At 70.4% G+C, this 20,571-nt stretch carries 24 protein-coding genes, 4 tRNA genes and 3 pseudogenes; 27 read left to right on the top strand and 4 right to left on the bottom strand.

The window, feature by feature from the left end; genetic code table 11:
• Positions 1-59 precede the first annotated feature (59 nt).
• A complete protein-coding gene (locus MTP03_RS02835; RefSeq protein WP_248490597.1) occupies positions 60-1,499 on the top strand; it encodes an amidase in 1,440 nt (479 codons plus the stop codon).
• Positions 1,500-1,514: 15 nt separating this feature from the next.
• On the opposite strand, the gene MTP03_RS02840 is transcribed toward MTP03_RS02835, so the two are convergent.
• Complete coding sequence (locus MTP03_RS02840) at positions 1,515-1,676, bottom strand: hypothetical protein (protein ID WP_248490598.1); 162 nt, start codon at positions 1,674-1,676, stop codon at positions 1,515-1,517.
• Between the two features lie 93 nt (positions 1,677-1,769).
• Between MTP03_RS02840 and MTP03_RS02845 the strand changes: the two genes are divergently transcribed.
• Together MTP03_RS02845 and MTP03_RS02850 are read left to right on the top strand one after the other, a co-directional pair.
• Positions 1,770-2,162 carry a DUF302 domain-containing protein gene (locus MTP03_RS02845; protein ID WP_248490599.1) on the top strand — a complete coding sequence of 131 codons (393 nt, stop codon included), beginning with the start codon at positions 1,770-1,772 and terminating at the stop codon, positions 2,160-2,162.
• Positions 2,159-2,419 carry a metal-sensitive transcriptional regulator gene (locus MTP03_RS02850; RefSeq protein ID WP_248490601.1) on the top strand — a complete coding sequence of 87 codons (261 nt, stop codon included), beginning with the start codon at positions 2,159-2,161 and terminating at the stop codon, positions 2,417-2,419. Before MTP03_RS02845 ends, MTP03_RS02850 begins: the two co-directional genes overlap by 4 nt.
• 4 nt (positions 2,420-2,423) lie before the next feature.
• Here MTP03_RS02850 and MTP03_RS02855 read toward each other — a convergent pair whose 3' ends face one another.
• Positions 2,424-3,656, bottom strand: a complete 1,233-nt coding sequence (locus tag MTP03_RS02855) for a trans-acting enoyl reductase family protein (RefSeq protein ID WP_248490604.1) — start codon at positions 3,654-3,656, stop codon at positions 2,424-2,426.
• Between the two features lie 165 nt (positions 3,657-3,821).
• On the opposite strand from MTP03_RS02855, the gene MTP03_RS02860 reads away from it, so the two are divergent.
• Together MTP03_RS02860 and MTP03_RS02865 are read left to right on the top strand one after the other, a co-directional pair.
• Positions 3,822-4,199 carry a hypothetical protein gene (locus MTP03_RS02860; RefSeq protein ID WP_248490606.1) on the top strand — a complete coding sequence of 126 codons (378 nt, stop codon included), beginning with the start codon at positions 3,822-3,824 and terminating at the stop codon, positions 4,197-4,199.
• A gap of 4 nt (positions 4,200-4,203) precedes the next feature.
• Positions 4,204-5,007 (top strand): RES domain-containing protein, encoded by an 804-nt coding sequence (locus tag MTP03_RS02865; protein ID WP_371820864.1) that lies wholly within the window; start codon positions 4,204-4,206, stop codon positions 5,005-5,007.
• A 3-nt stretch (positions 5,008-5,010) separates the two neighbouring features.
• Here MTP03_RS02865 and MTP03_RS02870 read toward each other — a convergent pair whose 3' ends face one another.
• The gene (locus MTP03_RS02870) at positions 5,011-6,111 is read right to left on the bottom strand and encodes an AbrB family transcriptional regulator (RefSeq protein WP_248490609.1); all 1,101 of its coding nucleotides are present in this window, start codon (positions 6,109-6,111) and stop codon (positions 5,011-5,013) included.
• Positions 6,112-6,185: 74 nt separating this feature from the next.
• Here MTP03_RS02870 and MTP03_RS02875 point away from each other — a divergent pair, with 74 nt between their 5' ends.
• The 11 genes and pseudogenes from MTP03_RS02875 (at position 6,186) to MTP03_RS02925 (ending at position 14,940) form a co-directional block, all read left to right on the top strand.
• Positions 6,186-6,365: a hypothetical protein gene (locus MTP03_RS02875; RefSeq protein ID WP_248490611.1), complete on the top strand. Its 180-nt coding sequence runs from the start codon at positions 6,186-6,188 to the stop codon at positions 6,363-6,365.
• On the top strand, positions 6,329-6,649 hold the full coding sequence (locus MTP03_RS02880) for a MarR family transcriptional regulator (RefSeq protein ID WP_248492022.1): 321 nt from the start codon (positions 6,329-6,331) through the stop codon (positions 6,647-6,649). The genes MTP03_RS02875 and MTP03_RS02880 overlap by 37 nt, the downstream gene beginning before the upstream one ends.
• 39 nt (positions 6,650-6,688) lie before the next feature.
• Positions 6,689-7,894: a hypothetical protein gene (locus MTP03_RS02885; protein WP_248490613.1), complete on the top strand. Its 1,206-nt coding sequence runs from the start codon at positions 6,689-6,691 to the stop codon at positions 7,892-7,894.
• A gap of 32 nt (positions 7,895-7,926) precedes the next feature.
• Entirely contained in the window at positions 7,927-9,597 is a 1,671-nt protein-coding gene (gene menD, locus MTP03_RS02890) for a 2-succinyl-5-enolpyruvyl-6-hydroxy-3-cyclohexene-1-carboxylic-acid synthase (RefSeq protein WP_248490616.1), read from the top strand.
• A gap of 20 nt (positions 9,598-9,617) precedes the next feature.
• Positions 9,618-9,830, top strand: coding sequence for a hypothetical protein (locus MTP03_RS02895; RefSeq protein ID WP_248490619.1), 213 nt, complete (start codon positions 9,618-9,620; stop codon positions 9,828-9,830).
• Positions 9,730-10,053: pseudogene (locus MTP03_RS02900) on the top strand (DUF3592 domain-containing protein); the annotation flags it as partial. The gene MTP03_RS02895 and the pseudogene MTP03_RS02900, both read left to right, overlap by 101 nt.
• A 38-nt stretch (positions 10,054-10,091) precedes the next feature.
• A pseudogene (locus MTP03_RS02905) lies at positions 10,092-11,245 on the top strand (glycosyltransferase family 4 protein).
• 54 nt (positions 11,246-11,299) lie between these two features.
• A pseudogene (locus tag MTP03_RS02910) lies at positions 11,300-11,943 on the top strand (demethylmenaquinone methyltransferase).
• A 5-nt stretch (positions 11,944-11,948) separates the two neighbouring features.
• Positions 11,949-12,941 (top strand): polyprenyl synthetase family protein, encoded by a 993-nt coding sequence (locus MTP03_RS02915; protein ID WP_248490626.1) that lies wholly within the window; start codon positions 11,949-11,951, stop codon positions 12,939-12,941.
• 10 nt (positions 12,942-12,951) lie between these two features.
• Entirely contained in the window at positions 12,952-13,896 is a 945-nt protein-coding gene (locus MTP03_RS02920) for a M48 family metalloprotease (protein ID WP_248490629.1), read from the top strand.
• Between the two features lie 381 nt (positions 13,897-14,277).
• On the top strand, positions 14,278-14,940 hold the full coding sequence (locus MTP03_RS02925; protein WP_248490630.1) for a hypothetical protein: 663 nt from the start codon (positions 14,278-14,280) through the stop codon (positions 14,938-14,940).
• Between the two features lie 502 nt (positions 14,941-15,442).
• Here the strand turns inward: MTP03_RS02925 and MTP03_RS02930 are convergent.
• Positions 15,443-15,934 carry a YajQ family cyclic di-GMP-binding protein gene (locus tag MTP03_RS02930; RefSeq protein ID WP_248490633.1) on the bottom strand — a complete coding sequence of 164 codons (492 nt, stop codon included), beginning with the start codon at positions 15,932-15,934 and terminating at the stop codon, positions 15,443-15,445.
• Positions 15,935-16,026: 92 nt separating this feature from the next.
• Here MTP03_RS02930 and MTP03_RS02935 point away from each other — a divergent pair.
• The 11 genes from MTP03_RS02935 to rplA all read left to right on the top strand — a co-directional run bounded on the left by MTP03_RS02935 (position 16,027) and on the right by rplA (position 20,534).
• Positions 16,027-16,111 (top strand) — tRNA-Tyr (locus MTP03_RS02935).
• A 133-nt stretch (positions 16,112-16,244) separates the two neighbouring features.
• Positions 16,245-16,317, top strand: a tRNA-Thr gene (locus MTP03_RS02940).
• A gap of 32 nt (positions 16,318-16,349) precedes the next feature.
• Positions 16,350-16,421 (top strand) — tRNA-Met (locus MTP03_RS02945).
• 34 nt (positions 16,422-16,455) lie between these two features.
• Positions 16,456-16,623, top strand: coding sequence for a 50S ribosomal protein L33 (rpmG, locus tag MTP03_RS02950; RefSeq protein ID WP_013125415.1), 168 nt, complete (start codon positions 16,456-16,458; stop codon positions 16,621-16,623).
• A gap of 95 nt (positions 16,624-16,718) precedes the next feature.
• Positions 16,719-17,285: a (3R)-hydroxyacyl-ACP dehydratase subunit HadA gene (gene hadA / locus MTP03_RS02955; RefSeq protein WP_248490636.1), complete on the top strand. Its 567-nt coding sequence runs from the start codon at positions 16,719-16,721 to the stop codon at positions 17,283-17,285.
• On the top strand, positions 17,272-17,697 hold the full coding sequence (gene hadB / locus MTP03_RS02960) for a (3R)-hydroxyacyl-ACP dehydratase subunit HadB (RefSeq protein ID WP_248490637.1): 426 nt from the start codon (positions 17,272-17,274) through the stop codon (positions 17,695-17,697). The genes hadA and hadB overlap by 14 nt, the downstream gene beginning before the upstream one ends.
• Positions 17,698-17,815: 118 nt before the next feature.
• A tRNA-Trp gene (locus MTP03_RS02965) sits at positions 17,816-17,888 on the top strand.
• A gap of 74 nt (positions 17,889-17,962) precedes the next feature.
• On the top strand, positions 17,963-18,352 hold the full coding sequence (secE, locus tag MTP03_RS02970) for a preprotein translocase subunit SecE (RefSeq protein WP_371820865.1): 390 nt from the start codon (positions 17,963-17,965) through the stop codon (positions 18,350-18,352).
• Positions 18,353-18,392: 40 nt separating this feature from the next.
• A complete protein-coding gene (gene nusG / locus MTP03_RS02975) occupies positions 18,393-19,235 on the top strand; it encodes a transcription termination/antitermination protein NusG (RefSeq protein WP_248490643.1) in 843 nt (280 codons plus the stop codon).
• A gap of 59 nt (positions 19,236-19,294) precedes the next feature.
• Entirely contained in the window at positions 19,295-19,726 is a 432-nt protein-coding gene (gene rplK, locus MTP03_RS02980; RefSeq protein ID WP_068527852.1) for a 50S ribosomal protein L11, read from the top strand.
• Positions 19,727-19,820: 94 nt separating this feature from the next.
• Positions 19,821-20,534 (top strand): 50S ribosomal protein L1, encoded by a 714-nt coding sequence (rplA, locus tag MTP03_RS02985; RefSeq protein WP_248490644.1) that lies wholly within the window; start codon positions 19,821-19,823, stop codon positions 20,532-20,534.
• Positions 20,535-20,571: the final 37 nt, after the last annotated feature.

Here is a 20,571-nt window from a genome sequence, read left to right on the forward strand (position 1 = left end):
GCTATCGTCGATCTCTGTAAGTTTGTACAAACTCGGCGCCCGTGCCGGGAGGAGCAGCCATGACCACGGACATCACCCACACCGCCACCCGCGCCAATGCCGTCACCGATGACGTGCTCGGCACCCTCGACGCCACCGGCGTCGCCGAAGCCATCGCCGCGGGCGCCTTCACTGCGCAGGAGGCGGCCGCGGCCGCGGCGAAGCGGATCCGCACCGTCGACCCCGAGGTCCGGGCGGTGCGCTGGTGGCTGCCCGACGGCGGTGCCGGGCCGCAGGCCGCACGGGATGCGGCGTTCTACGGCGTACCGTCGGCGATCAAGGAGAACACCCCGCACGCGGGCCTGCCCACCACGATGGGCTCGGCGGCGCTGCCGCAGACGCCGGAGCGGCGCAACGGCCCGGTCGCGGACCAGCTCGCCGCGACCGGCGTCAACGTGCTCGCCTCGACGGCGATGCCGGAGTTCGGCATGACCGCGAGCGCGGAGTTCGGCGACGGCCGGCCGTCCACCCGCAACGCCTGGAACACCGGCTACACGGCGGGCGGGTCGTCGTCGGGCGCGGCGGCCCTGGTCGCGTCGGGTGCGCTGCCGATCGCGCACGGCAACGACGGGGGCGGCTCCATTCGGATCCCCGCGTCGCTCAACGGGCTGGTGGGACTCAAGCCCACCCGAGGGCGGATGGCGGGCATGCCCGAGCTGCGGCTGCTGCCGGTGAACGTGGTGTGCGAGGGCGTGCTGACCCGCACCGTGCGCGACACCGCGCGGTACGTCGCGGCGGCCGAGCGGCACCGTCGGAACCCGGCGCTGCCGCCCGTCGGGAACGTGCGCGGCGCTGGGCGGCGTCGCCGGATCGGGCTGGTCACCGAGTCGGTCACCGACTTCGGTATCGCCGGCGAATGCCTCACGCCCGTCCTCTCACTCGCGGACGAGCTCGCCGACCGCGGCCACGAGGTCGTCGAGCTGACGATGGCGGACCTGCGCATCGATGGCGGCTTCGTGGACGACTTCCTGCACTACTGGGGGCTGCTCACGGCGGTCGAGGTCGGCGCGACGGCGGCGGCGTCGCGCGGCCGCTACGACTTCGGTGCGCTCGATCCCGTGACGCGGAGCCTGCTGCGGTCCGGGCGGCGCAGCGCACCGTCGATCCCCGGGGCGATCCGCCGGCTGCGGGCGGTGACCGGGAACTACGAGCGGATGTTCGTCGAGCGCGGCGTCGACGCGATGCTCTCACCCACCATGACCAGCCCGACCCCGCGGATCGGCTACCTCGATCCCAACCTGCCGTTCGGCGAGTTCATGTCGCGCACCATCGCGATGGTGGGGGTCACCCCGCTGAACAACGTGTCGGGCGGCCCGGCGGTGTCCGTGCCGTGCGGGTTCGACGGTGACGGGCTCCCGCTGGGTGCACAGTTCGCAGGCCCGGCGGGCATGGAGTCCACGCTGCTGGAACTGGCGTACGAGGTGGAGGAGCTGCGCCCCTTCGCGCGGATCGACCGGTAGCGCAGGGCGCCGGGGTCAGCGGCGGAACCACCCGCGCTGGGCCCGCTGGCCCGCGGGTGCGGCGTGGCCGTCGCACCAGTCCTCGGGCCGGACGCCCGCGCGCACCTCGTCGACGTGCGAGCCGCAGCCCGTCCAGGTGGTCTTGCCGCACACGCGGCAGGTGATCGCACTGCACATGACCCGGACCTTACGCCACGGCCGGCCCGATTCGGATATCCCCCCAGGGGGATATGTCATGATGGGGCGACGGCCGACGAGAGGAACGGATTCATGACGGACTTCACGATGAGCACGACCATCGACGCGCCCTACGCCGACGCGGTGGCGCGGGTGCGCGAGGGGCTCGCGGACGCCGGTTTCGGCGTGCTGACGGAGATCGACATCCGGGCCACCCTCAAGGCCAAGCTCGATGTGGACGTCCCGCCGAAGGTGATCCTCGGCGCGTGCCGGCCGCAGCTCGCGCACGAGGCGCTGGGTATCGACCCGCGCGTGGCGGCGCTGCTGCCGTGCAACGTGGTGGTCTCCGCCGACGGGGACGGCGCGCTGGTGGAGGTCATGGACCCGAACGTGATGCCGGAGTTCACCGGCACGGAGGCCCTGGCGGGGGTGGCCGCCGACGCGCGGGAGCGGCTCGCCGGCATGCTCGCCGGGCTGCGCGCGTGAAGCTCCCCGAGGAGGGTGTCAAGCCCGTTGTGACCCGCCTCAAGCGCGCCCACGGCCATCTCGCGACCGTGATCCGCATGCTCGAGGAGGGGGAGGACTGCGAGGACGTGCTCACTCAGCTCGCCGCGGTGAACAAGGCCCTCGGTCGCAGCGGTTACGCCCTCGTCGCCACCGGCCTGCAGCACTGCATCGCGACCGAGGGGCCCGAGAACGTGGACCAGCAGAAGCTGGAGAAGCTGTTCCTCGCGCTCGCGTGACCGGCTACGTCAGCTCGTCGACGGTGACCGTGAAGCCCTGGGCGCGCAGGCGATCGGCGAGCACGCCGCCGAGGGCGACCGCGGGGGTGAGCACGCCCGCACGGTCCGGCAGCGCCGCGCCGCCGCGGGCCGGGTCCCCGTCGAGGGCCAGCGCGAGGGAGGCCTCGCCCAGCATCACGGCGGTGCCGCTGTAGCCGGGGTCGAGGTCGGCGCCGATGGTCGCGCGATAGCGGCGGCCGCTCGTGGTGCGGGTGTAGACGTCGCCGATGAACCTGCCGTTGGCCTGCGACTTCTCGCTGGGGCCCTCGCCGGGCGCGGGCAGAACCTTCTCCAGCGCGGGACGCAGCGGCTTGATCGCCAGCGCGGCCATGCCGACGGCGAGGGCGCCGCGCACCACGTGGGAGGCCACCGTCGAGACCACGGGGACCGAGCCGACGGACATGGTCTCCCGGTAGGTGAAGTCGGGGCCGTAGGCGAAGTCGAGCAGGCCGTTCGAGCGGCGCACCACGCGGGTGTTGTAGCTGGCCATGAAGAACGGGGCCAGGGTGCCGCGCAGCGACGGGTCCACGGTGGAGGCGTCCACCGTCGAGAGGTCGCCGGGCTGCGTCGGGGTCTCCCGAGTGGGGTCGGCGCTCAGCGAATGCGGCCGCCCGGCGATGCGCCGGGCCTCGCGGTCGGCCGTCACCTCGTCGGCCAGGCCGATCGCGGACGCGATGGTGCCGCCGCTCGCGCCGCCACGCAGCGAGCGCATGACCAGCGTCGTGGAGCCGAGCGTGCCGGCACCGTCGGCCTGGGCGCGCTCGTGGACGAGGAACGTCCCGAGGTCCGAGGGGATGGAGTCGAACCCGCAGGAGTGCACGATCTTCGTGCCGTTGCCGGCCGCCTGCTCGTGGAACTTGTCGATCGAGCGGCGCGCGAACAGCACCTCGCCGGTGAGGTCGGTGTAGTGGGTGCCCGCGTTGACGCACGCGCCGACCACCGTCTCGCCGTACTTCGCGTAGGGGCCGACGGTGCTGCACAGGACCGTCGTGCGGGCGACCATCTCGTCGAGGGTGGAGGGCTTGTCGACGTCCGCGACGACGATGCCGAAGCCGGCGGCGCGCGGACCGAGCGAGTCCCGCAGCTTCTCCAGCTTGGCGGCGTTGCGGCCGGCCAGCGCGATCCGCACGCCCTCAGGCGCGTGGTTCGCGAGGTGGCGCGCCGTCAGTTCACCGACGAAGCCGGTGGCGCCGAACACGATGAGGTCGAACTCCTGGTTCCCGCAGTCATGCTGCGATGTTAGCAGTGTTCGCGCAAGTGTGTGCGAGTAGTACGCCTGGCGGAATCGGGTGTCATTTTAGTGGAATTAAGGTATGTTGATGGGTGATGCGGACATTCTTCCGAGCAACCATGAGGGTGAGAGATGGTCAACAATCTGGATACGCAGACTCACACCGATGCCATCCGCACCGGAACCCCTGAGCTCGTGCGACAACTGAACAGTCATCTCGGGCCGACTCTCGTGGCGACGCTCGCAGGTGTCCGGGACCGGAAGTTGCCGCATAAATGGGCGAAGATCGATGGGCCTTCCCCGCGGCCTGAGGCGTTGGAAAGGCTCCAGATGGCGCATCGTGTCTGGGGGCTCATCGCGACATCTGAGAGCGACAGCATTGCTCGAGCATGGTTCATCGGGCTCAATCCCAGGCTTGGGGAGGTCGCGCCGATCATGGCCCTGCGAGCAGGTGATTCGGCAGCGGTGTGGCACGCGGCTCGTGCGTTCGTATCGGGCACGGACGATTAGCTCGATGCGTCACCGACAATCGACACGTGTGTGTGGAGCGACAGGATTGGCGTTAGTCGAATCGCAGCTCGATGCCACGTACCGGCTCGCGAAGGAGTCTTACGGGCCGGTGAATCCGCCGCTCCGCTCTGCGACGGGGTTACCGATCGAAGAGTGGGGGCGCTACGACGTCATCGGCGATCGCACCGTGTACACCGGAAGTTGCGAAGAAGTCGCGTACGCGGAATCTCTCGCGCACCTGCGGCCCGCGATCGTCGATGGCGATCTGGGAGTGCCAGACCTGGCGGACCTCTTCGATGGAGAAGAGGCGAATGGGGTTTCGTTAGCCGAGCTGGTCAACCGTGAATGGTCCGCCGCCCACCACATGCCCGTCGGGCAGATTGCGGCGGCATGGCGGCAGGAACGCCGGATGAACCGCATCCTGCTTCCGAGCGCTGGATGGTTCGTCGACATCGAGACTGTCGACTCGATTCGGGCGATCCGTCGGAACGTGGGGTCGATCCTGAGGGTCGCGGGGGCCGACGATCTCGATACGTCCCACCTCCGCGGCAGTAACCGCAGACTCACGACCGCCATTGCGCAGTGGATCCACGGTGTGACCCTTGACAACGGTGCTCCGCCGCTCGGCATCGTCTACGGCTCGAAGCACGATAGCCACTGGTCGAACTGGGCGATCTGGCTGCGATCCCAAGAGCCTGGGAGCTACGAGTTCCCGCTGACGGTGACGGGATCCGTTCCTATTGACGAGCCTGCACAGAATCCTCCCCTTCAGCAGATCTGCGATCTGTTCGGGATTCGCTGCCACTGATCGTCACCGGCTCGCTTCGTTCGTCAACTCCGACGGGCGGGAAACGATATCCGCCGTGCCGGCGCGCCACCGCCGGAACCCGCGGGCCGCGGCGGGCGCGAGGAAGAGCATGAGCAGCAGCCGGATCAGCTGCGCGGCCACCACGAACGTGATGTCCACGTTCGACGACGCGGCCACGGCAAGCACGGCGTAGAGCCCGCCCGGCGTGGTGGCGAGGTAGCCGTCCAGCGCGGACACGCCGGTCATTGCCGACAGGGCGAAACCCAGTCCCGCGCACCCGGCCCCGATCGCCACGATCAGGCCCGCCGCCCACGGCAGCAGCCGCGCCATCGACCGCAGCGACGCGCGGGTGAATCCCACCCCCGCCTGCCAACCGATCGTCAGGTACCCGACGAACACGAGCCAGGCCGGCACCGTCGACCCCGCGGTCAGGCCGGTGAGGTTCCCCGCCAGCGACAGCACGAGCGGGCCCAGCAGCCCGCCCGCGGGCAGCCGCGACGCGACCCCGATCGCCCCGCCCGCGCCCGTGCAGACCGCGACCACGGCCAGGTCGAACCACCACGGGCGGTCGGGCCCCGTCTCGATGCCCGACGATGCCCCTGCCGCGTGCGGGTACAGCGCCGCCACCAGCGGCAGCGACGCCGTGACCATGCCGACCCGGAGGTACTGCACCACGGCGACGGTGCGCTCGTCGCCGCCGAGCTCGCGCGCGATGGCCACGAGCCCGCTCGCGCCGCCGGCCACCAACGACAGGGATCCGGTGAGCGAATCGATGCTCCGGTGCAGCCCGAGTAGCGCGCCGGCGGCGACGGAGAGCAGCAGCGTCGCGAACCCGACCAGGAGCGCCGCGGTCCAGCGCGACCCGAGCGCCGCCAGCGTGTGGGACTGCATGAGCGTGCCGATGTACACGCCGAGCACGCCCTGCGCGGCCAGGGACAGGCCGCGCGGCACGTCGCCCGGCGCCCGGCCGGCCAGTGCGAGCGCCGCCGCACAGAGCAGCGCCGCGAACAGCGGGCCGCTCGGCACGCCGAGCGCCACGAGAACGGGCGACAGTGCGCACGACGCGGCGATCAGTCCGGCCCACCTCATGACTGTCCCGCGCATGAACACAAGTATCAGCTTGAAAGATCGGCGATGCAACCCGCGAAATACGCAAAAGTATGAAGTAAACTCTTGCTATGTCTGATGTCGGCGATCTCCGCTACGGCGTGCACTCACTCAGTCGCGCGATCCGCGCCCACCGCCGCCCCGGGCCGCTCACCGAGACCCAGTACCTGATCCTCGGCAGCCTGGACCGCGGCGGGCCGTCGACCCCGCGGCGCTGGGGGAGGAACACCACGTTCGCGCGCAGACGCTGACGCCGGCGCTCAACGCCCTCACCGATGCCGGCCTGGTGCGCCGGCGCCGGGACGAGGCGGACCGTCGGCGGCAGTACGTGGAGCTCACCGACGAGGGCCGCGCCGTGATCGAGGACGACCGCGCCGTCCGCAACGCCTGGCTGGAAGCGGCGATGGCGGAGCGACTCACGCCCCTCGAACGCGACGTGCTGCTCCTCGCGGCGCCGGTGCTCGTCAAGCTGGCGGACCGGGATCCCGGCCCGCGGACTGGCGGTTCGAAAGCGGATGCCAAGCCGCGCGAGTAGTTTCGGACTGCGACGGCGCGGACGGAGGAGGCTCGCGACATGACGGGATCCGGCGGTCGATGGGGAACGGTGCTCGTGGCGGCCGTCGCCGTGCTCGCGAGCGCGTGCTCGCAGGTGGTGTCCGGCAGTCCGCAGGCGGACCCGTCGGCGGCGCCCCGGCTGGAGACGGGCAACTATCCGACCACCGCGCAGGAGGTCCCGGCCGCGGCGCGACCCGGGGACGCGTACCAGCAGGAGGGCTGGCGGATCGCGGACTCCGTGATCTTCGTGTCCGATGTGGACCGGAGGTTCTCGCGCCGCGTCACGCCCGCGTGGCCGGTGATCTCGACGAAGATGCTGGTGCCGAAGAACCTGCCACACTTCACCGACGTGCAGGCGACCGCGCTCGGCGGCTACAACCTGCTCACCGGTTTCATCGACAACCGGGGCGACACGGGAGCCACCACGGGCCTGTGGGGGTCGGCGGGCGTGCTGCGGTTCCGGGACGCCGGCTCGGCCGACCGGGCGCTGACGGCGATCACCCCGGCGGGGGCGAAACCGGTCGACACGACGTCCACGTTCCCGGGCTCCAGGGTGATCGCGGTCCGCACCGAGACGCTGGGCGCCGGACGCGAGCTGATCAGCCTGGTCATGCTCCGCGGAGACCTGTGGGTGGTCGCCGCGGTGGTGCTGCCCACGGTGAAGGAGGCGTCCGAGGTGGCCGCGAAGATGCTGCGCGCGCAGTACGACAGGACCGCCGACTACAAGCCGCTCCCGCTGGACACGCCGTCGGAGTACCCGATGGACCAGGACGCGATGATGACTCTGGTGTTCCCCGGTCCGAAGAACCCGGCGCTGCTCGAGTTCGGGCTGAGCGCCGACGGCGGCCTGCTCCGGGGCTATCGCACGGCGCGCGCGGAGGCGCACCTGTGGGGGACCGAGGAGAAGCGGCACACTCAACTGCTCCAGAACGGCCCGCAGCTGGTCGCGAGCAACGGCGACGAGAGCCTGAGCCGCGTGACCCGCTTCGACACGGCGGCGAACGCCCAGGCCTTCCTCACGGCGCAGTTCCCGATCTCGAACACCGAGTCGCCCATCGAGGGGATCGACAAGAACTCCGTGTACTGCGCCAGTATCGAGCGCACCGGGACCATGTGCACCGTCCGGCGGGGCCGCTACCTGCACGAGACGTTCTCGACGACCGCGCAGAAGGCCTACCAGCAGACCGCCGCCGCCTATCTGGTGCTCAGCTCGGCTCCGCAGTAGCCGGCGCGGCGTGCGGTCGTAAGGTGGTGCGCATGCAGAAGCCGCCGAACCCGTCCACGCTGCAGGCGCGCGTGATCGTGGACGAGCTGGTGCGCGGCGGCGTCACGGACGTGGTGCTGTGCCCGGGCTCGCGCAACGCGCCGCTCGCCTTCGCCGTCCACGCGGCGGACACCCGCGGCGAGCTGCGCTTGCACGTGCGGATCGACGAGCGCACCGCCGGATTCCTCGCCGTCGGCCTCGCCGCCGCGTCCCGCCGTCCGGTCGCGGTGATCATGACCTCCGGCACGGCGGTGGCCAATCTCTCACCCGCCGTGTTCGAGGCCAACTACGCCCGCGTGCCGCTGGTGGTGATCAGCGCGAACCGCCCGTACGAGCTGCTCGGTTCCGGCGCCAACCAGACCGTCGAGCAGTTCGGGATCTTCGGCACGCAGGTGCGCGCGGCCCTGTCGCTCGGGCTCGCCGAGCCGGGACTCGACCGCAACTCGCAGTGGCGCAGCGCCGTCTGCCGCGCGCTGGCCGCGGCCCGCGGCGCCCGGACCGGTAACGCCGGCCCCGTCCAGTTCGACATCCCGCTGCGCGAGCCCCTCGTGCCCGACGACCCGTCGCCCGAACTGGCGCAGGGGCGCCCCGACGGCGGTCCGTGGACCGTCGCGCCGGTCGCCACGCTCGACGTGCCGCTGCCGATCGACCTGACGCCGGACACCGTCGTCATCGCCGGGCACGGCGCGGGGGAGAACCCGGCCCTCGCGGGCCTGCCGACGGTGGCGGAACCGACGTCGCCGCAGGCGAGCAGTTCCGCGGGGGCCGAAGCCCGAGCCCTCCTGCACCCGTGGGCGCTGCCCGCGCTGGCGCCCCGGCAGGCCATCATCTGCGGCCGCCCGACCCTGCACCGCGAGGTCAGCGCCCTGCTGGCCGATCCGGAGGTCACCGTCTACGCCGTCACCACCGGCCCGCGCTGGCCGGACGTGTCCGGCAACGTGGCTGCCACGGGCACGCGCGTGGTCCCGGTGGGTGCGCCGGATCCGTCCTGGCTCCGACGGTGCGCCGACGCCGACGCCGCTGCCCGGCACGCCGTCGAGGAGGGGCTCGCAGACGGGCCCGTCACCGGCCTGCACGTCGCGCGCGCCGTCTGCGCGGGGCTCGAGCCCGGCGATCAGCTGGTGGTCGGGGCGTCGAACCCCGTCCGCGACGTGGCGCTCGCTGCGCACGTCCCGCCCGGCGTGCGCGTGCTGTCGAACCGTGGCGTCGCGGGCATCGACGGCACCGTCAGCACCGCCGTCGGGGCCGCGCTCGCCTTCCCGGAGCAGCGCACCGTCGCGCTGATGGGCGACCTGACGTTCGTGCACGACGCGTCCGGGCTGCTCATCGGCCCCGACGAGCCGAGGCCGGACAACCTCACGATCGTGGTCGCCAACGACAACGGGGGCGGCATCTTCAACCTGCTCGAGCAGGGCGAGGAGCGCTATTCCGGTCGCGAGTACGACGGTGCCGCCGCCCGCGTGTTCGGCACCCCGCACGGCACCGACATCGGCGCGCTGTGCGCGGCGTACGGGGTGGCGTACCGTCGGGCCACCGCGGTCGAGGCCGGCGCGCCGGGCGAGGGACTGCAGGTGATCGAGGTGCTGACCGAGCGGGACGGGCTGCGCGCCCTGCACGCCGCGATGCGGGCCCGGATCACCGCGGGGCCGGAGCGCGGCGCGTGAGCCGGACGGCGCTGCGGCGCGTGCAGATCGTGCTGCTCTCGGCGGCGATCCTCATCACCGCCCTGTGCGCGGTCCTGGTCGCGGCGGCGTGGCGCAACGACCGGACCATCGAGCGCGACCTGGGCGTCGCGACCGCGGAGGTGCTCTCCGCGGCCCCGCCGCTCGACCGTGAGCTTTTACACGACCGACGGCGTGAACCACAATCCGCCGCTGGGCGTGCTGTACCCGAGTGAGCTGTCGGTGGGCGACCGGATCCAGGTGGAGTACAGCAAGTCCGATCCCGAGCTCGTCCGCGTGGCCGGACGGTCCGCCGTGGTCGCGGTGCTGCCCGCGGCCTCGGTGGCGGCGGCGTCGTGGCTGGTGATCGGCGCGGTGATGGTGCTGATCGCGGTCGGTCACCGGCGCGCGGAGGCGGACGACAGTTCACCTTCCGTTCCGCCCGGCGTCGACCGGTAGGTTCCCGAACCGTCACCCCGCCGGGGGACACTCGTGCCGTGCGTATCGCCATCGTCGCGGAGTCCTTCCTGCCGAACGTCAACGGTGTGACCAACTCGGTGCTCCGGGTCCTCGAGCACTGCCGCCGCACGGGCGCCGAGGCGATCGTGATCGCGCCCGATTCCGTGACCGGCGAGGAGCCCGCGCCGCTCGAGCACCGGGCTTCCCCGTGTACCGGGTACCGGCGCGGATGCTGCCGAAGATCTCGTCGCTGCCGATCGGGCAGCCGAACATGCTGATCCTGGACGTGCTGCGCGAGTTCGCGCCCGACGTGGTGCACCTCGCGTCGCCGTACTTCCTGGGCGCGGGCGGGCTGGCCGCGGCGAAGCGGCTCGGCATCCCCACGGTCGCGATCTTCCAGACCGACGTGGCCGGCTTCGCCGGCTCGTACGGGCTCGGGCCGCTGGAGCGCGCGGCGTGGTGGTGGACGCGGCAGATGCACAAGCAGTGCGATCTGACCCTGGCCCCGTCGTCGGCGTCGGTGCGGGACCTGCGCGATCACCGCGTCCCGCGGGTGAAGACCTGGGCCCGCGGCGTGGATGCGGAGCGCTTCGCCCCGTCACATCGGTCGGCGTCGCTCCGCGCCGCCTGGCTGGGCGAACGTCCCGATCGGCTGGTCGTCGGGTTCGTCGGGCGGCTCGCCGCGGAGAAGCACGTGGAGCGGCTCGCCGGCCTCGCGCACCGCGACGACGTGCAGCTCGTCATCGTCGGCGGCGGCCCGGAGCGGGCGCGGCTCGAATCACTGCTGCCCGGAGCGGTCTTCACCGGCCAGCTCGGCGGCGCGGACCTCGGCGCGGCGTACGCCTCGCTCGACGTGTTCGTGCACCCCGGCGAGCACGAGACGTTCTGCCAGGCCGTCCAGGAGGCGCTCGCGTCGGGCGTCCCGTCGATCGCCCCGGACCAGGGCGGCCCGCGCGACCTGGTCGCGCACTGCCGCAACGGCTACCTGCTGCCGACCGCCGAGTTCGCCGACCTGCTGCCCGGCGTGATCGACACCCTGGCCGATCCCGCCCTGCGCGCGCGGTTCGGCGACGCCGCCCGCAAGTCGGTGCTGGCGCGCACCTGGCCCGCGCTGTGCGACCAGTTGTTCGGCCACTACGCGGACGTGATCGCCGGACCCGCAGCCGGTCGCGGTGTGCGCGCCGTCGTGTAGCTTTCGGGGCATGGCGAGGGCATCCTGGACAAGCAACCCGGTGAGGTGGCGTCGATGTTCGACGGTGTCGCCCGCCGGTACGACATCACCAACACGCTGATGACGGGCGGCCTCGATCGCTACTGGCGGCGGCGCACCCGCCGCGCGCTGCAGCTGCGTCCCGGCGACCGCGTCCTCGACCTGGCCGCCGGCACCGGTGTCTCGACCGTCGAGCTCGCCCGCTCCGGCGCCTGGGCCGCGGCGTGCGACTTCTCCACCGGCATGCTGCAGGCCGGCGCGTTCCGGCGCGTGCCGATGGTCGCGGGCGACGCGATGGCGCTGCCCTGGCCGACGACTCCTTCGACGCCGCCACCATCTCGTTCGGCCTGCGCAACGTGCAGGACACCGCGGCCGGCCTGCGCGAGATGGCGCGCGTGGTGCGGCCCGGCGGCCGGCTCGTGGTCTGTGAGTTCTCGACGCCGACCAACGGCGCATTCCGTGCGCTCTACGAGAACGTGGCGTTGCAGGCGATCCAAGTGGTTGCCCGCGGATCGTCGAACCCCGAGGCGTACGAGTACCTCGCCGAGTCCATCAAGAAGTGGCCGACGCAGGAGGAACTCGCGCAGGTCGTGCGTGACGCCGGCTGGGGCGACGTGGCCTGGACGAACCTGACGGGCGGCATCGTCGCCCTGCACACCGCGACCCGACCGCTAGGCTGAACCACGTGGAGAAGACGGTGGCCGGAGTCCAGCTGGGGTCCGACGAGTTCGCGGCCGGGGTCCGCGCGGACCTCGCCCGTGTCGAGCAGGTGATCGCCGACGGCATCGCCGAGGCCGACGGGTGCGTGATCGAGGAGGCGCTGCATCTGTTCGAGGCGGGCGGGAAGCGGTTCCGGCCGATGTTCACCGTGCTGTCCGGACGGATCGGCGGGACGCCGTCGCCCGAGGTGATCACGGCCGCGGCGGCGATGGAGCTCACCCACCTGGCCACGCTCTACCACGACGACGTGATGGACGAGGCGGACACGCGCCGGGGGGCGCCATCGGCGAACGCGAGGTGGGGCAACTCGATCGCCATCCTGGCCGGCGACTACCTGTTCGCGCGCGCCTCGGCGTTCGGTGCCGACCTCGGTCCGCGCGCCGTCGGCGTGATCGCGAAGTGCTTCGGCGAGCTGGTGACGGGCCAGATGCTCGAGCTCAAGGGCGCCGGCGATGCCGACCCGGTGCAGCACTACCTGGACACGATCTGGGGCAAGACCGGCAGCCTGATCGCCACCTGCGGTCTGCTCGGCGCGCTGCACGGCGGGGCCGACGAGGAGCTCGCGCAGCGCATGTACCGCATCGGTGCCGACATCGGCATGGCCTTCCAGATCAGCGACGACATCATCGACATCAGCTCCGTCGCGCAGCAGTCGGGCAAGACGCCCGGCACGGACCTGCGGGAGGGCGTCTGGACGTTGCCGGTCCTGCACGCCCTTCGCGATCCGGGGCCGGACGGTGACCGCTTGCGTGCCATCCTGACCGGTCCGGTCACCGACGATGCCCTGGTCGACGAGGCCATCGCGCTGCTCGACCGGTCCGCCGGTATGAAGCGGGCCCGCGTCACGCTCGAGGAGTACGCGGACCGCGCGCGCACCGAACTCGCGGCGCTGCCGGAGTCCGAGCCGCGGGCGTCGCTCGAGTCGTTGGTCACGTTCACGGTCGCCCGCCTGGGCTGAGGTCCTCCGCGTGCAGGCCCACGGGCTAGGGAACCGGATCCGCACCGCGCTGCTCCTGGCGTTGGTCGCGGGATTCGTGATGGCGACCGGGGCCGTGTTCGGCGAGATGGCGTTCCTGCTGTCCATCGTGCTCGCCGCCGGGTTGTGCGCGTACCTCTACGTGTCGGGGCCGTCACTGCCGCTGCGCGCGATGCACGCGCGCCGCGTCTCCGAGCTGCAGCAGCCCGCATTGTTCGCCGTCGTTCGCGAGATGTCGACGGTCGCGCGGCTGCCGATGCCGACCGTCTACCTCTCGCCGACCGCCGCGCCCAACGCGTTCGCGGTGGGGCACTCGCCGACGCACTCCGCGGTGTGCGTGACGGCCGGCCTGCTGGCGCTGCTCGAGGCCGATGAACTGCGGGCCGTCGTCGGCCATGAGCTCGCCCGGATCGGGTCGCGGGACACGCTGGTGTCGTCGATCGCCGGCGCGTTGGGTGCGGTGATCTGCGGTTTCGCGGGATTCGGCTACCTGCTGGGGTTCGGCGACGGCGGGTCGCGGCGCAGCCGCGTGGTGGAGGCGATGCTCTCGGTGCTGGCGCCGATCGCCGGCGCGCTCATCCGCCTGGGCGTCTCGCGCACCGTCGACTTCCGGGCCGATCACGACGGCGCCCTGCTCACCGCGGCACCGGCGTCGATGATCCGCGCGCTGGAGAAGGCGTCCGCGGGCGTCGCCGACGCCGCGCTGCCCCGGATCCCGACATCGCCGTCCACGCCCACACCATGCTCGTGTGTCCCTTCCGCGACGGCGACCGGCGCGCCCGCGTGTTCCGCACGCAGCCGCCCGTCGCCGATCGCGTGCAGCGTCTGGCGGCCCTCACCGGCTAGCGACCCGACGGTCCGCCCTCGGCGTCCGGTGGGGGAACTGGCGCCGCGCGGGGGACGGACGAGCCCCTGCTGTGCGCCGTTCCTGCGGTGAGGGGCGGAACTTCCAGGTCGCGGATCGGCTACGCGCGGGGGACGAAAAGGTGTGGATACTGGCTGGTAGCTGTGGATGAATTGCCGCTGGAGCCGGGGGCGGGTGAGAAGCGCGTGCTGGGATAGCCCATGGGGGAATTACTGACGAGGGAGTACCTGCTGGCGACCGGCCGCAACAGAGCCGAGATCAGCCGCGCCGTGGACCGAGCGGAGCTGATCCGGCTGGCGAAAGGGGTGTATGCGCTGGCGGCGGAGTATCCGGCGGTCGAGTTGTACCGGATGCGGGTGCTGGCCGCCGCGACATCGTGCGGCGGGGTGGTCAGCCACGAGAGCGCCGCGGCGCTGCACGACATCCCCGTTCCTGCAGCCGGCGCGTACGGACGTGCACTTCACCGTGGCGCGTACCCACGGCGGCGGCCGGCGCCCCGGGATCCACGTTCATCCGCGTCCGCTGCTGCCCGCCGAGATCGTCGATCTCGGCGGCGTGCGCGTGACCTCGCGGGTGCGTACGCCGATCGACGTAGCGATGACCGGCGACCTGATCCGCGCCGTCGCCGCGATCGACGCGGTGCGGTTCGTGCCGCGGATCCCGGCGCCGTCGGATCCGCAGCCGGTGTCCCTGGCGGCGCTCACCGAGTGCCTCGACCGGTTGGGGCGCCGACGGGGATCGGCGAGTGCTCGTCGTGCTCTGGCCTTGTCCGTCGACTGCAGCCAGTCGCCGGGGGAATCGTGGTCGCGAGTGCTGATGCACGGTTGGGGCCTGCCGATGCCGCGATTGCAGACGGAGTACCGCTTCGGCGGTGCGCAGGTGTTCGCCGACTTCGAGTGGGGACCGCTCATCGGCGAGTTCGACGGCAAGGGTAAGTACGGCACGACCGACGCCGAGCGCGCCGCGGCGCTCGAGGCGGAAAAGGAGCGCCACGCGCTGTTCGTCCGCGCCGGCTTCGAGGTCGTGCGGTGGGACTGGAACGACCTGGTCGTCGACTCCCGGCTGCGCGCTAAACTGCGGCCCGCCCTCGCCCGCCACGGCCTCCTCGCCGCCTGACTCGGCCGGCGCCGGGTGGCTCTCGGCGGGGGACCTGGCGTTCAGCATGGGAGGTCTGGCTTCTGGTGGGGGATTCGGCGCCGCGCGGGGACAACCGAACCCCTACCGCGCGCCGTTCCTCCGGTAGGGGACGGAACCTCTGGGTCGCGGATCGGCTACGCGCGGGGGGCGTTCGCCCGTCGCCTCGCCTCCCCGGCCCGACTGTGCCTTCCCGCAGCCCCGGCCGTCCCCAACCTCCAGCGCAGTGACGAAATCCGCAGCCCGGGTCTCAGGTGAGAAAACCCACAGCTGCGCCCCCTGCTCGATGGCCGCAGACTCGGCCAGCGGGAGACCGGACGAACCGAGGGACGGGTGGGGATGACGCCGTCGAGCGCATCGGACGAGCCGAGCCGTTAGGCGAGGTGAGGACGTCTAAGCGAGCGGCAACATCCCCACGCGGCCCGGCCGCGGCGCACCGTCGAACCACGCGGCCCGGCCGCGGCGCACCGTCGAACCAGCGGCCTCAGCGGTAATTGACGAACTGCACCGCGATGTCGAGGTCGGAGTTCTTGAGCAGCGACTGGACTGCCTGCAGATCGTCGCGCGACTTGCTGGACACGCGCAGCTCGTCGCCCTGGATCTGGGCCTTCACCGACTTGGGGCCCTCGTCGCGGATCAGCTTGCTGATCTTCTTCGCGTTCTCGCTGGTGATGCCCTCGACCAGCGAGCCGGTGATCTTGTACGTCTTGCCGGAGGCGACGGGCTCGCCGGCGTCGAAGGCCTTGAGCGAGATCCCGCGCTTGATCAGCTTCTCCTGGAACACCTCGAGGCCCGCCTTGACGCGCTCCTCGGCGTCGGAGGTGAGGACCACCTTGTCCTCGCCGGAGAACTCGACGGTGGTGTTGGTGCCGCGGAAGTCGTACCGCTGGCTCAGCTCCTTCGACGCCTGGTTCAGGGCGTTCGCGACCTCCTGGCGATCGATCTTGCTCACGACATCGAACGACGAATCGGCCATCTCGGCGGGACTCCTACTCAGTTGACCTGCGGGTTTGCGCGCCCCCACGGGGGCGTTGTAGTCTATCGTCCGCTGCCCTCACGGACAGCAAAGGCACGTTGCCCGAGCGGCCAATGGGAGCGGACTGTAAATCCGTCGGCTTTGCCTACGTAGGTTCGAATCCTACACGTGCCACCAGCTGCGGCCCCCGGTGATCTGATCATCGGGGGCCGCAGCGATAACGAGCTGACCTGCGGATTTGGATGAACTCCGCCGCGGTGTGTAATCTCGTTGAGGCTCTTGGAGCGCCGGGAACGGCGACCCGAGGCACGCCCCCTTAGCTCAGTCGGCAGAGCGTTTCCATGGTAAGGAAAAGGTCGACGGTTCGATTCCGTCAGGGGGCTCGCTAGACCAGTGCAATGTGCTGATAGCTCAGGGCGGTGTAGCTCAGCTGGTTAGAGCGCACGACTCATAATCGTGAGGTCGGGGATCGAGCCCCCCACCGCTACAACTGACACAAAGATCGTGAAAGAGGGACCGTCGTGGCTTCATCGACAGATGTCCGCCCCAAGATCACCTTGGCGTGCGAGGTGTGCAAGCACCGCAACTACATCACCAAGAAGAACCGGCGCAACGACCCCGATCGCCTCGAGCTGAAGAAGTTCTGCCCGAACTGCGGCTCGCACCAGGCGCACCGAGAGTCGCGCTGACGTAACACGTTGACCTCAGGGAGGGTGTCCGGCCAGGACGCCCTCCCTTTTGGCATACTACCCTTCAGCCCTTTCACGTTAGGTAGGTCCCACACGTGAGCAATGACATCGATGTGCCGGGTGGTCCGGTCACCGAGCAGCTCAGCCCCGAAGAAGTCGCGGAGCGCACGCGCGCCGCGGTCGGCTACAACTACGAGTTCGCCGAGAAGTACTACGTGAGCCGCGAGAAGGTCCGCGAGTTCGCCAACGCGAGCCAGCTGACCGACCCGGTCCATCACGACGTGGAGGCCGCGCAGGCGGCCGGCTACGCCGACATCGTGGCGCCCCCGATCATGTTCTCGCTCATCGGGATCATCGCGCACCGCCCGCTGTTCGAGAACGCCATCGTCGGTTACGGCCGTCGGCCCGTCGTGCAGTCCGAGCAGAAGGTCCAGTTCCACGCGCCCATCGTCGCGGGGATGACGCTGACCACGCACGTGCACTTCGATCAGTTCAAGCAGGCCGCCGGTGTCGACCTGATCGTCACGCGGAACGAGATCTCGGACCAGGACGGCAACCCGTTGGTCACGTCGTGGACCACACTGGCCGGCCGGTCCGGTGAGGGCGAGGATGCCGCCTTCATCAACGCAATGGAAAAGGTGATGATGTATGGCGCTTCGTAACTTCGCGGACGTGTCGGTGGGCGACGAGCTCCCCGAGCGGACCTTCGAGCTGACCCGCGGCGACCTGGTCAACTACGCCGGCGTCACCGGCGACCCCAACCCCATCCACTGGTCGGATCACATCGTGAAGCTGGCCGGCATGGAGGACGTGGTCGCGCAGGGCATGCTGACGATGTCGTTGGGCTCGAACTACATCACCGAGTGGCTGGGCGATCCGGGTGCGCTCAAGGAGTACAGCGTCCGGTTCAGCGCCATGGTGTACGTCCCGGCCGATCAGAAGGCCGAGCTGCAGTACACCGGCAAGATCAAGTCGCTCGACCCCGAGACCAAGACCGGCGTCGTGTTCCTGACGGTCAAGCAGGGCGAGCGCAAGATCTTCGGCAAGCCGATCGCCACCGTCCAGTTCGCCTGACGGGGCGTTTTGAGGTGCGGCACCGATGTGCCGTACACTGAACTGTCCGCACCAGAAGGCGGGCGTGCGAAAGCGCGCCCATCGAAAGGTGGGGAAGTGCGGGGCCGGAAGGTCCCGCAAGGGTGTAGCTCAGTTGGTAGAGCAGCGGTCTCCAAAACCGCAGGTCGCAGGTTCGAGTCCTGTCGCCCCTGCATAGGCGGGCCCCGGCCCGGCTGTCGAAATCGGCGGGCCGACGCCCGCTGGAAGATCCAGCGGAGGGATGTGCGTGAGCGACGACAAGGACGACGCGACCACCGGCGAGACCGCCGGCGACAGCGCCGCCGAAGACGCCCAGCAGGCCCGTCCCTCCGGTAAGCGCTCGAGCGGCCGTCGCGGTCGCACCGCGCTGGCGGAGGCTCCCGCGCCCGGTGAGGCGGCGGAGGCCGGCCCGTCGAAGAAGGCCGCGGCCAAGAAGGAGTCGCGCAATCCGTTCGCTGCGGTGTGGCTGTTCCTGCGCCAGGTCGTCGCCGAGCTGCGCAAGGTCATCTGGCCCACCAAGAGCCAGATGGTCAACTACACGATCATCGTGCTGGTGTTCGTGGTGGTCCTCACCGCGTTCGTCAGCCTGCTGGACCTCGGCTTCGCGAAGCTGATGCTGTGGGCGTTCGGCAAGTAGCCGGACCACGGAACGACGAGACGGAAGGAACTTCGGCGCTGTGAGCACCCCGGAGCACAACGAGGCAGAGCAGGACGTCCAGGAGGACGTGCTGGTCGACGACGCTGCCGCGGCGACCGAGGTGTCGGCCGAGGACGAAGCCCTGATCGAGACCGAGGAGAGCGTCTTCGGCACCCCCGAGGAGGACGCGGCCGCCGGCGACGGCGCCGAGCTCGTCGAGGAGGAGGCCGAGGAGGAGGAGATCGACCCGGTCGAGGAGCTGAAGGCGCAGCTGCGCATCGCCCCCGGCGATTGGTACGTGATCCACACCTACGCGGGCTACGAGAACAAGGTCAAGGCCAACCTCGAGACCCGTGTCCAGAACCTCGACGTCGGCGACTACATCTTCCAGGTGGAGGTCCCCACCGAAGAGGTCACCGAAATCAAGAACGGCCAGCAGAAGCGGGTCAACCGTAAGGTGCTGCCGGGCTACATCCTGGTTCGCATGGACCTCAACGACGAGTCGTGGGGCGCGGTCCGTAACACCCCCGGCGTCACCGGCTTCGTCGGCCTGACCAGCAAGCCCTCGCCGCTCACGATGAACGAGGTCGTGAAGTTCCTGCTCCCCGAGAGCGCCCGGACCAAGCCCGCCAAGGACAGGGCCGTCGCCGGGTCCGACGGTGCCGCCGCAGCGTCCGGCGCGACGGTCTCGCAGGGCCCCGCGGTCGAGGTCGACTTCGAGGTCGGCGAGTCGGTCACCGTCATGGACGGCCCGTTCGCGACCCTGCCCGCGTCCATCAGCGAGATCAACGCCGAGCAGCGCAAGCTCAAGGTGCTGGTGTCGATCTTCGGTCGTGAGACGCCCGTCGAGCTGGCCTTCAACCAGGTCGAGAAGATCTCCTAGCGAGAACATGCTTCCCGCGCCGCTGCAAAGGCGCGGGGTGATGAAAAAGGATACTGAGGATGCCCCCGAAGAAGAAGAAGGTCGCCGGGCTCATCAAGCTGCAGATCCAGGCCGGGCAGGCCAACCCTGCTCCGCCCGTGGGTCCCGCGCTTGGTCAGCACGGCGTCAACATCATGGAGTTCTGCAAGGCGTACAACGCCGCGACCGAGTCGCAGCGTGGCAACGTCATCCCCGTCGAGATCACGGTCTACGAGGACCGTTCTTTCGACTTCAAGCTGAAGACTCCTCCCGCTGCGAAGCTGCTGCTCAAGGCCGCAGGAGTGCAGAAGGGCTCGGGCGAGCCGCACAAGAACAAGGTCGCCAAGGTGACCTGGGATCAGGTGCGCGAGATCGCCGAGACCAAGAAGGAAGATCTGAACGCGAACGACGTCGATCAGGCCGCGAAGATCATCGCCGGCACTGCTCGCTCGATGGGCATCACCGTCGAGTAGTCGGATCGGGAGGCGTAAGCCTCCCGTGGGAGGCCGGCTCGGCCCGCGGAACCACTCCTGCCCGTAGTGGGCAAGATAAGAAAGAGCTAGATACATGAGCAAGAACAGCAAGGCCTACAAGGCCGCTGCCGAGAAGGTCGACAAGGACAAGCTGTACAGCCCGCTCGAGGCCGTCACGCTCGCCAAGGAGACCTCCTCCACCAAGCAGGACGCCACCGTCGAGGTCGCGATGCGCCTCGGTGTCGACCCCCGTAAGGCCGATCAGATGGTGCGCGGCACCGTCAACCTGCCGAACGGCACGGGTAAGACGGCGCGCGTGATCGTGTTCGCCGTCGGCGACAAGGCCGAGGAGGCCAAGGCCGCGGGTGCCGACGAGGTGGGCGCCGAGGACCTGATCGAGAAGATTCAGGGCGGCTGGCTCGAGTTCGACGCCGCGATCGCCACCCCGGACCAGATGGCCAAGGTCGGCCGGATCGCTCGCGTCCTGGGCCCGCGTGGCCTCATGCCGAACCCGAAGACCGGCACCGTCACCCCCGACGTGACCAAGGCCGTGAACGACATCAAGGGCGGCAAGATCAACTTCCGCGTCGACAAGGCGGCCAACCTTCACTTCGTGATCGGTAAGGCCTCCTTCGATGCGAAGCAGCTGGTGGAGAACTACGGCGCCGCGCTGGACGAGATCCTGCGCGCGAAGCCGTCGGCGGCCAAGGGCCGGTACCTGAAGAAGGTCACCGTCTCGACGACCACCGGACCGGGCATCCAGGTGGACCCGCAGCGCGTGAGCAACCTCACCGAGGAAGAGGCGTAAGCCCTTCCCGTTCAGGGACACTGACGAAGAAACCCCC

Source organism: Tsukamurella sp. PLM1 (assembly GCF_023168325.1).
In the GTDB taxonomy this organism is placed as follows: Bacteria; Actinomycetota; Actinomycetes; order Mycobacteriales; family Mycobacteriaceae; genus Tsukamurella.